The organism is Streptomyces sp. NPDC055287 (assembly GCF_053646035.1).
This window is the reverse complement of the sequence record NZ_JBSHNE010000003.1, coordinates 233,123-249,119: the sequence shown is the minus strand read 5'-3', so window position 1 is coordinate 249,119 and position 15,997 is coordinate 233,123. Positions and strand designations below refer to the sequence as shown.

The following is a 15,997-nucleotide window of genomic DNA, read 5'->3' as shown; positions in this document are numbered from 1 at the left end:
ACCCAAGTCCTGCCCGTTCCCCTGGAAGACCTCGGACGGGCGGGACTCGCTCTGTGAAACCCCGTGAAAGGAACCATCGTGTCCGCTGGACCACGTCCCCTGCAGCATGGATACGTCAGAAGGCTGCCGAGCGCGGCCGTCGCCGTTGCCGCCGCGCTGGCCCTGACCGCCTGTGGCGGCAACGACGCCAAGAAGGACGACACGAAGTCGGCCGACAAGACGGGCGCCTCCGCCGGCACCTTCCCCGTCACCGTCGAGCACAAGTACGGCAGCACGAAGATCGAGGAGGAGCCGAAGAAGGTCGTCACCCTCGGCCTGTCCGATCAGGACGCGGTGCTGGCGCTCGGCGTCAAGCCGGTCGGCGCGGTCGACTGGTTCAAGGAGACGCCGTACGGCAAGTGGCCGTGGACCAAGGAGCTGTGGGGTTCGACGAAGCCGCAGATCGTGGGTGAGCGGGACGAGTACAACGTGGAGAAGATCGCGGCCCTCGAGCCGGATCTGATCATCGCTCAGTACTCGGGCATGAAGAAGGAGCAGTACGACACGCTGTCCAAGATCGCCAAGGTCGTCGCCCAGCCGAAGGGCCACGCCGACTACGCGGCGCCGTGGCAGGTCATGACCAAGCAGATCGGCAAGGCGCTCGGCAAGGAGGCCGAGATCGAGAAGAAGATCTCGGACGTCGACGCGCGATTCAAGGCCGTCCGCGAGAAGCACCCGGAGTTCGCGGACAAGACCCTGGCCGTGGCCGACAGCTTCGAAGCGGGCAAGTACTCGGCGTTCACCAGGACCGACCCCAAGTCGATCTTCTTCTCCGAGCTCGGGTTCAAGCAGAAGCCCGAGATCGACAAGCTGGCCAAGCCGGGCTTCAACACCGCCGAGCTGAGCGCCGAGAAGCTGGACGTACTCGACGTCGACCGGCTCGTCTGGGTCACCTCCAGCACCGAGGCCAACAAGCGGATCAAGGCCGAGGCGTTCTACAAGAAGCTGAACGTCTCCCAGGAGAAGCGCGACCTGTTCGTCCCCTACCAGGACCCGGACGTCGGCGCGGCGTTCTCCTTCAACACGGTCCTGTCGATCCCGTACGCGATCGACGAGATCGAGCCGTTGCTGACGGCCGTCAAGTAACCGCTCCACCACCGACGAACGACGCATGACCAGGGAAGGCGATCCGACCATGTTTGATGCCGAGTCCGACCGGACATCCGCGAGCGGGATACCCGTGACCGGTGCCCAAACCGGCATCTGGCTGGCCCAGCAGATCGAACCCGACAGCTCGGCCTACAACATCGCTTTCTTCCTGGAACTGCGGGGCGACACCGACCTGGACCGCCTGGCCGCCTCCGTGCGGCGGGCGGTCGAGGAGGCCGAATGCCTGCATGTGCGCATCACCCCCGAGGAAGCGGGAGCGCGGCAGATACCCACGCCGTTCCCCGTCGACGTCACTCTGATCGATCTGCGCTGCGAGCCGGACCCCGACGCCGCGGCGGCGGACTGGATGGACGCCGACCGCGGCCGGCCCGTCGACCTCGCCGGCGGTCCGCTGTTCGTCCAGGCGCTGCTCCGCCTCGGCGAGGACCGCGTCCTGTGGTACCAGCGCTACCACCACATCGTGCTCGACGGCGCGGGGGTCGCGCTGATCTCCCGACGGGCCGGCGACCTCTACACGGCGGGCGAGGCGGCCGGTACGACCCACTGGGAGCTGCCCCGCCTGGTCGACTGCGACCGCGCGTACCGGGCGTCCGAGCTGTTCCGGACCGACCGCGCGTACTGGCTGAACAGGCTGGCCGACCGCCCGGAGCCCGTCCGCCTGGTCGAGCGCGCGTCGGCGCCGATGACGCGACGGGTACGGCGCACGGTGGAGCTGTCGCCGGAGCGCACCGGCCGGCTGCGCGAAGCCTCGCGCGGCGCGGGCGTCCGTCTGACCCGGCTGCTGGTCGCGGCCGTGGCCGCCTACCTGCACCGGGTCACCGGCGAGCGGGATCTCGTACTCGGCCTGCCGGTCACCGCCCGGCTGGACTCCGAGTCGAAGGACGTCCCCGGCATGGCGTCCAACGTGGTCCCGCTGCGCGTCGCCGTCCGCGGGGACATGACCTCGGCCGGCCTCGTCGAGGCAGTCGGCCAGGAGATCGCCGGGGCCGTCGTACACAGCCGCTACCGCGCCGAGGACCTGGCCAGGGACCTGGGCCTGGTCGACGGGGTGCAGGAGCTGGTGGGGCCGACGGTCAACATCCTGCCCCGTGGCGAGGGTCTGCGCTTCGGCGATCACCGGACCGACATCCACCCCGTGTGGCTCGGTCCGGTCAGCGATCTCGCGGTCACCTTCAGCGAGTTCCACGCGGGTGACAGCGTCCGTATCGACTTCGACGCGGACGCGGACGTGTGCGACCCGCAGACGCTGGCCGGCCACGAGCGCCGGTTCCTCCTGCTGCTGGACGCGATGGCCGCGGGGATGGACCGCCCTCTCGCCCGCATCGAGCTGGTGGCCGGAGCGGAACGGGCCCTGCTGCTCGAGGAGTTCGGAGCCGCACCGTGCGAGGTGCCCGAACTGTCCTGGCCCGCCGCGTTCGAGCAGCAGGTCCGCCGCTCGCCGGACGCCGTGGCGCTCGTGTGCGAGGACCGGGAGCTGACCTACGGGGAGCTGAACGCTGCCGCCAACCGGCTGGCACGCCTCCTGACCGCGCGGGGCGTACGCCGTGAGGACGTCGTGGCTGTCGCCGTGGACCGGTCCGTGGAGCTTGTGGTGTCCCTGCTGGCGGTGATGAAGGCGGGGGCGGCGTACCTGCCGCTGGACGCGGACCACCCCCAGGACCGCATCGCGTACATGCTCTCCGACGCCGGGGCGCGGACCGTCGTCACGACGCGCGAACTCGCCGGCGAGCTGCCGCGGATGGACACGGTCGCCCACGTACTGCTCGACGAGGCATCCACCGTCGCCGAGCTCGGCTCGGCCGACGACTCGGACCCGGGAGTCCCGGTCGTCCTCGACCAGGCCGCGTACGTCATCTACACCTCGGGCTCCACGGGCCGTCCGAAGGGCGTGGTCGTCACGCACGACGGCGTCGGCAGCCTGATCGCGACGGCCACGGAACGGATCGGTATCGAGGCGGACAGCCGCGTCGTGCAGTTCGCTTCGGTCGGTTTCGATGTGACGGTCTGGGACCTGATCATGTCGCTGTGCGTCGGCGGCCGGGTCGTCGTGGTCCCCGCCGAGCGCCGGGTCGCCGGGCCGGGCCTGACGGACTACATCGAGGAGCACCTGGCCACCCATATGATCCTGCCGCCGTCGCTGGTCGCGGCGCTTCCGCAGGACTGCGAACTGCCCGAGGGCGCGGTGCTCGTCGTGGGCACCGAGGCGGTGCCGAACGAACTGATCGTCCGCTGGGCCGGGCGCCTGCGGGTCGTCGTCGCGTACGGACTGACCGAGGCGACGGTCAACTCCACCCTGTGGACCGCGGACCCCGACTGGCAGGGTCCCGTACCCATCGGCCGCCCCGACCCCAACACCCGCTGCTACGTGCTCGACGCGGCGCTGAATCCGGTCGGCGTCGGCGTCGAGGGCGAGTTGTACGTCGCCGGGCGCGGCCTGGCCCGCGGCTACCTCGGCCGGCCGGGGCTGACCTCGGAACGCTTCGTCGCCGACCCGTTCGGCGGACCCGGCGCGCGGATGTACCGCACCGGCGACCACGTCCGCTGGCGCGCCGACGGCAACCTGGAGTTCCTCGGGCGCGCGGACGGCCAGCTCAAGATCCGCGGCCACCGGATCGAACCGGGCGAGATCGAGAGCGCGTTCATGGCATGCACGGGCATCGCCCAGGCAGCCGTCCTCGTACGGGAGGACCACCGCGGAGCCAAGCGTCTCGTCGCCTACCTGGTCGGCGCGGACGGCGCGGAGGCCGATGCGGCGGTGTCGGACGCGCGGGCACAGGTGGCCGGCACGCTGCCCGACTTCATGGCGCCGTCGGCCGTCGTCGTACTGGACGGACCCCTTCCGCTGACCCCCAACGGAAAGCTCGACGCGCGTGCGCTGCCCGAGCCCCAGTGGACCGCGACAGGTGGCGGCTCCGCGCCGACGACGCCGACGGAAGCCGCTCTCGCCGAGCTGTTCGCCGAGGTCCTCCGACTGCCCTCGGTGGGTGTCCACGACAGCTTCTTCGAACTCGGCGGCGACAGCATCGTCGCGATCCAGTTGGTGAACCGCGCCCGGGCGGCCGGCCTCGCGATCACCCCCCGCGACGTCTTCCGTAGCCGCACGGTCGCGGCGCTCGCCGCCGCGGCGGGCGCGGTCACCGGCGAGGGCCCCGTGGCGCCGGCCAGGGCGGCGCTGGACGAGACGGCGCTGCCGGTGTCCCCGTTGCAGGAGGGCTTCTTCTTCCACGCGCAGTTCGACGAGCAGGCCGCCGACCTCTACGTGGTCCAGGAGCTGCTGGAGCTCGCGGGGCCCGTCGACGCCGACCGGCTGCGGGGTGCCCTGCAGGAGCTCCTCAACCGGCACCCGCTGCTGCGCGCGTCGTTCCGGCAGCTCCCCGGTGGACAGGTCGTCCAGCAGTTGGCCGATCACGTCACGCTGCCGTGGCGGGAGGCCGATGTACCCGAGACCGCACTGGCCGAGCTGCTTCGGGCGGACCGGACCGAGCGGTTCGACCTCGCACGGCCGCCGCTGATGCGCGCCACCCTGATCCGGGACGGGCGTCGCTGCCGACTGCTGCTGACCCTGCACCACATCATCGCCGACGGCTGGTCGGTGGCCGTTCTGCTGCGCGAACTGCTCGCGGCGTACCGGGAAGAGCAACTTCCGCCCCCGGCCGCCCCGCACGCGTACCTGTCCTGGCTGGCCGCCCGCGACCGCGACGCGGCGCACGGAGCCTGGCAGGTGGCGCTGTCCGGTCTGGCCGGGCCGACGCGGCTGGTCGCGACGCCGGACACCGCGGCGAACGACGGCACGTTGCCGGCCCGCCCGGAGCACATCGACATCCGACTGCCCGAAGGGCTCACCGCGGACCTGACCGCCTACGCCCGTACGCACGGCCTCACCCTCAGCAGCGTCATGAACGGTGCCTGGGGTCTGCTGCTGAGCGGCCTCACCGGCAGCTCGGACGTGGTGTTCGGCACCACGGTCTCCGGACGCACCACCGAGGTCGACGGCCTCGCCTCGGCCGTGGGCCTGTTCATCAATACGGTCCCCGCGCGGGTGCGCACGCGGCCCGAGGACTCGCTCACCGGGCTGCTGCGGCGGATGCAGGACGAGCACGCCGCGCTGCTGGACCACCAGCACCTCGGTCTCGCCGACATCCAGCGGATCGCCGGTGGCGGGGAACTCTTCGACACTCTCGTGGTGTTCGAGAACTACCCGGCCGAGAGTCTGCCCGAGCCGGGCGCGGACACGCCGCAGATCACCGACGTCGAGGTGTTCGACGCCGTGCACTACCCGCTGGCGCTGATCGTCCAGCCGGGCGACCGGCTCGCACTGCGGTTCAAGCACGATGCCGCACGGCTCGACCGGCCGGCGGTGGCCACGCTCGCCGCCCGGTTCGAGTCGCTGCTGCGGACCGTGGTGACCGACCCCGACCGGACGGTCGCCCGGATCGACCTGCTGTCCGTACGGGAGCACGAGCACCTGGGCGAGCTCAACGCGACCGCCCACGCCGTGCCCGACGCCACACTCGCCTCCCTCTTCGCCGCGCAGGCGGCGCGGACACCGCAGGCCACCGCCGTGGTCTTCGAGCACACCACGCTGTCGTACGAGGAGCTCGACCGGCGTGCCGGACTCCTCGCCCGACAGCTGCGGGCCCGAGGCGCCTGCCCGGAGCAGTTCGTCGCCGTCGCCGTTCCGCGCTCGGTCGAACTGATGGTCGCGCTCCTGGGCGTCCTCAAGTCGGGCGCCGCCTATCTGCCCGTCGACCCGGACTACCCCGCCGACCGGGTGGCGTTCATGCTCGCCGACTCGGGCGCACGCACCGTCGTCACCACCGCCGCGGTGGCCGGGCAGCTGCCCGAGGTCGCCGGTCTCCAGCGGCTCGTCCTCGAGGACGCCGAGGACGCCGAGGACGCCGAGGAGGTGGCGAACGCCGAGCACGCCCATGACGGCCCCCACCTGCCGGTCGCACAGGCGGACCTCGACCATCCCGCGTACCTGATCTACACCTCCGGCTCCACCGGGCGGGCCAAGGGCGTCGCGGTGACGCACCGGGCGATCGTCAACCGGCTTGCGTGGATGCAGGGCCAGTACGGACTCGACGCCGACGACCGGGTGCTGCAGAAGACCCCGTCGAGCTTCGACGTATCGGTGTGGGAGTTCTTCTGGGCGCTCGTGGAGGGGGCGACGGTCGTTCTCGCCCGTCCGGACGGTCACCGGGACCCCGGCTACCTGGCCGAGCTGATCCGGGCGGAACGCATCACGACGCTGCACTTCGTGCCCTCGATGCTGGCCGCGTTCGTCCAGGCCATGGAGGCCCGGACGGGCGCTGCGGACTGGGCGGCGAGCCTGCGCCGCGTCTTCTCCAGCGGGGAGGCACTCACCGGCGAGGCCGCTCGGCGCTGGCGGGAGCTGACCACCCGCTCCGAGCGCGGCCCGGTGCCCCTGCACAACCTCTACGGGCCCACGGAAGCGGCCGTGGATGTGACCTGGTACCCCTACGAGGGCGACGACGAGCTCTCCGTACCGATCGGCCGGCCGGTGTGGAACACGCGGCTCCATGTGCTGGATGCCTTCCTGCGTCAGGTTCCCGACGGGGTGCCCGGTGAGCTGTACCTCGCCGGGGTCCAGCTGGCCCGCGGCTATCACGACCGGCCCGGCCTGACCGCCGAACGATTCGTGGCCGACCCGTACGGCGCCCCGGGTGAGCGGATGTACCGGACCGGTGACCTGGTCCGGCGGCGTCCGGACGGAGCCGTCGAGTACCTCGGCCGCACCGACCGGCAGGTCAAGATCCGCGGAAACCGCATCGAACTCGGTGAGATCGAGGCCGCGTTGTCGGCGCAGCCCGGTGTCGTGGGGGCGGCCGTGATCGTCCGCGACGGCGCACTCGTCGGCTACGCCGTGCCCGCGACGCGGGGTGCTGGCGCCCTCGCTGTGGGCGCTCCCGACGCCGACGCCCTGCGTTCGGCGCTGAGCGACGCGCTGCCCGCGACGATGGTGCCCGGCGCCGTCGTGGTGCTCGACGCGCTGCCCCTGACTCCCAGCGGCAAGCTCGACCAGAACGCCCTGCCCGCGCCCGTCGTGGCCGCCGGGACCGGTGGTCGCGAGCCGCGCGACGAGGGGGAGCGCGCCTTCTGCGAGATCTTCGCGGCCGTTCTCGGGGTGCCCCGGGTCGGCGCGGATGACGACTTCTTCGTACGGGGCGGCGACAGCCTCACTTCCATTGCCGTGGCCACCCGGGCCCGTGAGAGAGGAATGAAGATCAGCACGCGCGATGTCTTCGAGGGCCGTACCCCGGCCGCGCTCGCCGCCGTCGCCGGGCGCGACGCGGCCTCCGCGCCCGCCGCCGGAGCACAGGACGGGCCGCAGGCATCCGCCGGACGTCCGGGCGTGACGGTGGCCGCCGCGGAGGCCGGGCAGGCCGCCGCCGCCCTCCGGGCCATGCTGGCCCAGCAGTCCGGCACCGCGGTCGACCCCGCGCTGCAGGCGCTGCTCGACCAGCTGGTCGCCGCGTCCGGCGTACCCGAGAAGGTCACGGCTCCGCTGGGCGGGCTGTCGCTCTCCCCGGAAGAGAACGCCCACGTGGAGGCCCTGGCAGGGCTGCCGGTCGCCGACGTCTGGCCCCTCTCGCCGTTGCAGGAGGGCATGTACTTTCACGCCAGCTACGACCTGGGGGCGCTCGACGTCTATCTCTCCCAGGAGACCCTGGACTTCGACCGCCGCGTCGACGTCGACCGCCTCCGCGCGGCCTGCCGTACGCTCCTTGCGCGCAACGCCGGTCTCCGTGCCGGGTTCACCAGCGACGGCCTGCCGGGACCGGTGCAGTTCATCGTGGACGGCGCCCAGATCCCGCTGACGGAGATCGACCTCGCCGGCGTACCCGCCGAGGACCAGCAGGAGCGGGTCGGCGAACTCCTGGCAGCCGACCGCCAGAAGCGCTTCGACCTCGCCGCACCGCCGCTCTGCCGACTGCTGCTGATCCGGCTGGCCGACGGCAGGGACCGGCTCGTCGTCACCCACCACCTCATCCTCTGGGACGGGTGGTCCGCGTGGCTGTTCCTGGAGGAGCTGTTCACGCTGTACGAGCGGGCCGGTGACGACACCGGGCTCCCGCTCCCCGGTTCCTACCGCGACTACCTGGCCTGGCTCGACGAGCAGGACAACGCCGCCGCCCTCGCGGCGTGGGGCAGTGCGCTCGCCGGCTTCGACGAGCCGACCCTGGTGGCGCCGGCCGGGCGCGACGGCGACCCGGTGATCCCGGCGGACCTCGACGCGGTGCTGTCGCTGGAGACCAGCGACCGGCTGCGCACGCTCGCCCGCCGCCACGGACTCACCCTCAACACGGTACTGAACGCCGCCTGGGGCCTGGTGCTGTCGGCGGTCGTGGGCCGCGGCGACGTCGCGTTCGGCACGGCGGTCGCCGGGCGGCCCACGGACATCCCGCATGTGGCCGGCATCATCGGCATGTTCCTCAACACGGTCCCGACCAGGGTCGCTTTCAACCCGGGTGAGTCTCTCCTCGGCCTCCTGCGGCGGATGCAGTCGGAGCGTGCGGCAGTCATGCCGTACGAGTACGTCGGCCTCGGTGCGTTGCAGCAGGAGACCGGCCACCGCCGGCTGTTCGACACCCTGTTCGTCCTGCGCTCGGCCGACGGCGAGGACCGGGCGGCCGCGCTGAAGCAGCGGCACGGCATCGTCGACGTCTCGAACGTGGACGGCACCCACTTCCCGCTCACTCTGATCGTCACCCCCGAGACCCGGCTGCGAGTGACCCTCGCGGCGCGTCCCGACCTGTTCGGCGCCGAGGAAGCGGCCACGATCCTCACCCGGTACACGACCGTCCTGGAGCGGCTGACCGAGGCCCTCTCCGCCTCGGCAGGGCATGCCCCGGCCGGGATCACCGCCCGGACCTGCGGCGTCGATCTGTTGCTGCCGGACGAGCGCGCCGCCCTGGCCGCCGACTGGGCGGACAGCCGCGACCCGGTGACCGACGAGACCATCGCCGACCTGCTCGCCGTCCAGACGGCCCGTACACCGGACACGGTGGCGCTGGTCTTCGGGGACCGCACCCTGACCTACGCCGAACTGGACGCGGAGATCAACCGGCTGGCGCGGCTGCTGCTGGCGCGCGGCGCGGGACCGGAGAAGGTCGTCGCCCTGGCATTGCCGCGCTCCATCGAAATGGTGGTGGCCCTCTTCGCGGTGCTGCGCACCGGCGCGGCCTACCTGCCGCTCGACCTGGACCACCCCGCCGACCGGCTGCGCCTGATGGTCGAGGACACCGGGCCGATGTGCCTGCTGTCCGTGGCGGCCGTCGCGCCGACGCTGCGCGGGGAAGCGGGAGCCCTGGCCCCCGAGGTCCTGCTGGACGACCCCGCCGTCGCCGCGGAGCTCGCCGGCCTCCCCTCCGGGGAGATCACCGACACCGAGCGGCCCGCGTTCGCGCACGGCGTGGCGAACCGGCTCGACCACCCCGCGTACGTCATCTACACCTCCGGATCGACCGGCAGGCCCAAGGGTGTCGTCACCCCGTACCGCGGCCTGACGAACATGCAGCTCAACCACCAGAAGGAGATCTTCGACCCGGCGATCGCCTCGGCCGGCGGACGGCGCCTGCGCATCGCGCACACCGTCTCCTTCGCCTTCGACATGTCCTGGGAGGAGCTGCTCTGGCTCGTGGAGGGGCATGAGGTCCACGTCTGCGACGAGGAGCTGCGACGCGACGCCGAAGCCCTCGTGGCGTACTGCGACCGGCACCACGTCGACGTGGTCAATGTGACGCCCACCTACGCCCAGCTGCTGATCGAGGAGGGCCTGCTCGACCACGACGAGAGTGCCGGCAAGCACCGGCCCGCTCTGGTCCTGCTCGGCGGTGAGGCCGTGTCCGACGCGGTGTGGACGCGGCTGCGCCGCACCGAGGGCACGTACGGCTACAACCTGTACGGGCCGACCGAGTACACGATCAACACCCTGGGCGGGTCCACGGCGGACAGTGCCACCCCGACCGTCGGCATGCCGATCCGCAACACCCGGGCCTATGTGCTCGATTCGATGCTGCGCCCGGTTCCGCCGGGCTGCCCCGGTGAGCTGTACATCGCGGGCACCGGCCTGGCCCGCGGCTATCACGACCGGCCCGGCCTGACGGCCGAGCGGTTCGTCGCCGACCCGTTCGGCGCCCCCGGTGAGCGGATGTACCGTACGGGCGACCTCGTCCGGCAGCGCCCGGACGGCCTGATCGACTTCCTCGGCCGTACCGACGACCAGGTCAAGATCCGCGGATACCGGATCGAGCTGGGCGAGATCTCCTCGGCCCTGGCCGCGCACGCCGAGGTCGCGCACGCGGCGGTCGTCGTGGCGGAGAGCGCCGGGACGAAGCGCCTGGTCGGCTATGTCGTACCCGAGGAAGGTACGGAGGCCGGGGAGGCCCTGGTCCAGCGGCTGCGCGAGCACCTGAAGGCCGGTCTGCCCGACTACATGGTCCCGGCCGCGCTGGTCGCGGTTCAGACGCTGCCGCTGACCGTCAACGGCAAGCTCGACGTCAACACCCTGCCCGCCCCGGACTTCGCCGGGCCGAGCACGAGCCGCCCGCCTCGCTCGCCGCGGGAGGAGACCCTCTGCGCCCTCTTCGCCGAGGTCCTCGGACTCGCCGAGGGCAGCGTCGGCATCGACAGCGACTTCTTCGAGCTCGGCGGCCACTCGTTGCTCGCCACCCGGCTCGTCAGCCGGGCCCGTACCGCCCTCTCGGCGGAGCTGGCGATCCGCGACCTCTTCGAGGCACCGACCGTCGCCGCACTCGTGGAACGGGCGGCCGGATCGCAGGCAGCGCGGCGCCCGGCCCTGACCGCCGGAGAGCGGCCGGACGAGCTGCCGCTCTCCCACGCCCAGCAGCGGCTGTGGGTCATCCAGCAGATCGAGTGCACCTCGGCCGCCTACAACTTCCCGCTCGTGATGCGGCTGCGCGGCACGCTCGACCTGGACGGGTGGCGGGCGGCGCTCGCCGATGTGACGGCCCGCCACGAGGCCCTGCGTACGGTCTTCACCGAGCGCGACGGCCACGCGTACCAGCACGTCCTGCCCATCGAGCGGGCCCACCCGCCGGTGGAGCACCTGCGGGCCGGCGAGGACCAAGTGGCCGCGCTCGTCGACGCCGCCGTCAACCGCCCCTTCGACCTCGCCACGGAGCTCCCGCTGCGGGCGACCGTCATCGAGGTGGCGCCCGACGATCACGTCGTCGTCCTGCTCCTGCACCACATCACCACCGACGAATGGTCGGACCGGCCGTTCCTGAGCGACCTGGCCGCCGCTTACGCCGCCCGCCGGTCCGGCACGGCGCCCCGGTGGGAGCCGCTGCCGGTCCAGTACGCCGACTACGCGCTCTGGCAGCAGCAACTGCTCGGTGACCCGGCCGACGGGCAGAGTCTGTCCGCCCAGCAGCTGGAGTACTGGCGGACCACTCTGGACGGCGCGCCCGAGGAACTGGAGCTGCCGACCGACCGTCCCCGGCCCGCCCGACCGGCCTTCGCCGGAGCCGAACTCGACATCGAGTTCGACGCCCCGGCGTACCAGGGCCTGAAGCGGCTGGCCAAGGAGAGCGGCGTCAGCATGTTCATGGTGGTGCACGCGGCCGTCGCCACCCTGCTCCACCGCATGGGCGCCGGCACGGACATACCCCTCGGCTCGCCCATCGCCGGACGCGGCGACGAAGCCCTCGACGACCTCGTCGGGTTCTTCGTCAACACGCTCGTGCTGCGGACGGACCTCAGCGGCGACCCCAGCTTCACCGAACTGCTGGCCCGGGTCCGCGACACGGACCTGGCCGCCTTCTCCCACGCGGACGTGCCGTTCGAGTCCGTCGTGGAGAAGCTGAACCCGACCCGCTCGCTCGCCCGCAACCCGCTGTTCCAGGTGATGGTCGGCTACCACAACCGCGCCGAGGGCGAACTGGATCTGGCCGGCCTGGACGTGGCGTACGTGCCCTTCCGGATCCGCTCGGCCAAGTTCGACCTCGTCTTCAGCTTCACCGAGCAGACATCGGCCGACCGCGACAGCGGCTCCCTCGTGTGCCGCCTGGAGTTCGCCACCGAACTGTTCGACCAGGAGACCGCCGAGCTGCTCGGCGAGCGGCTGCGGCTCCTCGTCGCCGCAGTCGCCGCCGCACCCGAACAGCCCGTCTCCGCGGCCGACGTGCTCTCCGGCGACGAGCGCCGTCTGGTCCTGGAGGGCTTCAACGCCACCGCCCGCGAGGTGGAGGAGGCATCGCTGCCCGCCCTGTTCCACCGGCTCGTCGCCGAACAGCCCGACGCCGTCGCCGTCGTGGACCGGTCCACCCAGGTCAGCTACGCCCAGCTGGACGCCCGGTCCAACCGGATCGCCCGGCTGCTGGCCGCGCGCGGGGTCGGTGCCGAGAGCGTGGTCGGCGTGGCCGTCCCCCGGTCGGTCGACATGGTCGCCACGGTGCTGGCCGCTCTGAAGCTCGGCGCCGCGTTCCTGCCGCTCGACCTCGCCCACCCGGCGGACCGGCTCAGTTACATGATCGAGGACTCCCGGGCGGCCCTGGTGGTCGGTACCGAGCCGGTGGCCGGGAAGATCCCCGACGTGGCCGGCGTCCCCGTCGTCCTGCTCGACGCCCCCGGGACCGTCACCGAACTCGCCGGGCTGTCCGATTCCGCGCCGGCCGGCCTGCCCGTCGGCCTGGACCAGGCCGCGTACGTCATCTACACCTCCGGCTCCACCGGTCGCCCCAAGGGTGTCGTCCTCCCGCACGAGGGCATTTCCAGCCTGGTCGCCACGGCGGTCGACCGGATGGGTCTCGAACGCGACAGCCGGGTACTGCAGTTCGCGTCGATCGGCTTTGACGTCTTCGTCTTCGAACTGTCCATGGCGCTGTGCCACGGTGGCCGACTCGTGCTCATCTCCGACGAGGCACGTGTCGCCGGACCGGCGCTCACCGACTTCCTGGCGGATCACGGGATCAGCCACATGATCCTGCCGCCGTCCCTGGTGTCGGCCCTGCCCGCCGGCTGCGAGCTGCCCGAGGGGTCGACGATCCTGGTCGGCACCGAGACCGTGCCGCCGGACCTCTTCGAGCGGTTCGGTGCCACCGCCAACCTGATCTGCGCGTACGGACTGACCGAGGCCACCGTCAACTCGACACTCTGGCGCTCCCCGTCCCGGCACACAGCCACCCTGCCGGGCGGCCGCGTGCCGATCGGCATCCCGGACCCCAACACGCTCTGCTACGTCCTGGACGACCGCCTCGGGGCCGTCCCGCCGGGCGTGATCGGTGAGCTGTACGTCGCCGGACGCGGACTGGCCCGCGGGTACCTCGGCCGGTTCGGGCTCACTTCCGAGCGGTTCGTCGCCGACCCGTACGGCCCGCCCGGCAGCCGGATGTACCGGACCGGAGACCGCGCCCGCTGGCGCCGCGACGGCAACCTGGACTTCCTCGGCCGGGTCGACAACCAGGTCAAGATCCGCGGCTTCCGCATCGAACTCGGCGAGATCGAGGCCGCGCTCGCCGGACACCCCGCCGTCAGCCAGACCGCCGTGGTGCCCGACCACGACGGCGACATCGTCCGGCTTGTCGCCTATGTCGTCGCGGAGCAGAGCAGAGTCGTCCCGGAACAGAGCAGCGTCGCCCCGGGGCACGGCACCTTCGACCCGCAGGAGATCCGGGCCCACTTGTCCGGGCTTCTGCCCGAGTACATGGTGCCCGCCCTCGTCGTGCCGCTCGACGGCCCGCTGCCGCTGACCCCCAACGGCAAGCTGGACCACAAGGCGCTACCCGCGCCCGACTGGTCCGCGATGACCGGCGACGCCCGCCCGGCCACCGGGACGCAGGCCCGCCTGGCCGAGCTGTTCGGCGAGATCCTCAAGCTGGAGGACGTCGGCATCCACGACAACTTCTTCGCCCTGGGCGGCCATTCGATGGCCTCGATGCGGCTGCTCGGCCGGATCCGCTCCGAGTTCGGGGTCGAGCTGAGCATCCGGGACGTCTTCGACGCGCTGACCGTCGCCGGTATCGCTGCCAAACTCGACGGAGCATCGGCCGCCCGGCCGCCGCTGCGCCCGGTCGAGCACGCGGAGGGTCTTCCGCTGCCGGTCGCCCCCGTACAGCGGTGGCAGTGGTCCTCGTACCGACGGCACTCCGGCTTCGACCACGCACTCGTGCTGCGCTCGCCCGGAGGGCTGCACACCGGCGCGCTGTCAGCCGCGCTGGGTGACGTGGTGGCGCGGCACGAGCCGCTGCGCACCGTCTTCACCGAGCGGGACGGAGCCGTCCGCCAGCAGGCCGCCGAACCCCCGGCCCTGGAACGGGTGCACTGCGCCGATCTGGACGTCCGGCTGGCCGAACTCGCCGCGCAGGCCCCGGACCTCACCCGGGAACCACCCCTGCGGGCCCGGCTGCTCACTGGTGCGGACGGCACCCAGGCGGTCCTGCTGACCATGCACTACCTCGCCGTGGACGAATGGTCGGTGGTGCCTCTGTTCCGCGACCTCACCACGGCGTACGAGTGCAGGACGCATGGCCGGGAACCCGGGTGGGAGCCGCTGCCGGTGACCTACGCCGACTACACCCACTGGGCGCACGAGGTGCTCGGCGACCTCACCGACCCAGACAGCCCGGGCGGCCGGCAGCTCGCGTACTGGCAGCAGGCGCTGGAGGACGTACCGCATGAGCTTGCGCTGCCGACAGACCGGCCGCGTCCCGCCGCGCCAGACCTGGCCGGGCATGGCGGTGACCACGTCGGATTCGTACTCGACGAGCAGCTCCACGCCGCTGTCGACAACCTCGCGCGGGCGACCGGCACCAGCATGTTCATGGTGCTGCACTCGGCGCTGTCGGCGCTGCTCACCGCCCACGGCGCGGGCACCGACCTGCCGATCGGCACCATGGTGGCCGGCCGGGGCGACGACCAGCTGGCCGAACTCGTCGGCTGCTTCTTCAACACCGTGGTGCTGCGCACCGACACCGCGGGGGACCCGACCTTCGCCGAGCTGCTGACCCGGGTGCGGGAGACGACGCTCAGCGCGCTGGACCGGCAGGACGTTCCGTTCGACGACGTCGTACGGGCGACCGGCCTCCCGCCCGCGGGACCGCAGGTCATGGTGATCCACCATGAGCAGGCACAGCTGGCGGAACTCGAGGGCGGCGTGGGCTCGCTGGACGCTGTACCGACCGGCTCGGCGAAGGCGGAGCTGACGCTCAGCTTCTACGAGCCGCGCGGTGACGGGCCGGTGCACTGCGCGCTGATCTACGCGACGGAGCTGCTCGGCCGTGCGAAGGCGGAGCAGCTGGCCGACGAACTTCAGGTGCTGCTGCGCAATGCGGCAGCCGACTCGCAACAGCCGCTCTCGGAGCTGTTCACCGTAATGTCCATGAGGAGTGACGACGTATGACAACCAACCCGTTCGAGGACCCGCAGGCCCGCTACCTGGTCCTGGTCAACGAGGAGAACCAGCACTCGCTGTGGCCGTCCTTCGCCGAGGTACCGGCGGGGTGGCGGACCGTCTTCGGTGAGGACACGCGAGAAGCGTGCCTGGCCCATGTCGAGGCCAACTGGACGGACCTGAGGCCGGCCGGCCTCATCGCGCAGCAAACCTGACCGGCGAGCCGACGCGGCAGCGAAGATCTCGACCTTGAACAGGGGAGGACCCCGGCAATCGCCGGGGTCCTCCCCACTGTCCGGCTCAGTCCGGCTCAGGGGTACGGACGCGCGCCGAACTCGCCGTCGGCACCGCCGTCGCAGGTTGCGGGCCCGGCTGACCGGCGCCCCCGGCACCGGGCGCGTTGATCCTCATCCGAAACCGGTCCGGAATGCCGAAGGCCCCCGGTCAGGGGGGCCTTCGGCATGAGAGGAC

3 protein-coding genes are annotated in these 15,997 nt (G+C 72.0%); all 3 read left to right on the top strand.

Annotation, left to right across the window (positions count from 1 at the left end; genetic code table 11):
• Positions 1 to 78 precede the first annotated feature (78 nt).
• From ACWIHY_RS07245 to ACWIHY_RS07235, 3 genes are read left to right on the top strand one after another with little or no spacing between them, the layout of a single operon-like run.
• Entirely contained in the window at positions 79 to 1,125 is a 1,047-nt protein-coding gene (locus ACWIHY_RS07245; protein ID WP_454374629.1) for an iron-siderophore ABC transporter substrate-binding protein, read from the top strand.
• A 49-nt stretch (positions 1,126 to 1,174) separates the two neighbouring features.
• Complete coding sequence (locus ACWIHY_RS07240) at positions 1,175 to 15,535, top strand: amino acid adenylation domain-containing protein (protein ID WP_454374628.1); 14,361 nt, start codon at positions 1,175 to 1,177, stop codon at positions 15,533 to 15,535.
• Entirely contained in the window at positions 15,532 to 15,741 is a 210-nt protein-coding gene (locus ACWIHY_RS07235; RefSeq protein WP_454374627.1) for an MbtH family protein, read from the top strand. The genes ACWIHY_RS07240 and ACWIHY_RS07235 overlap by 4 nt, the downstream gene beginning before the upstream one ends.
• Positions 15,742 to 15,997: the final 256 nt, after the last annotated feature.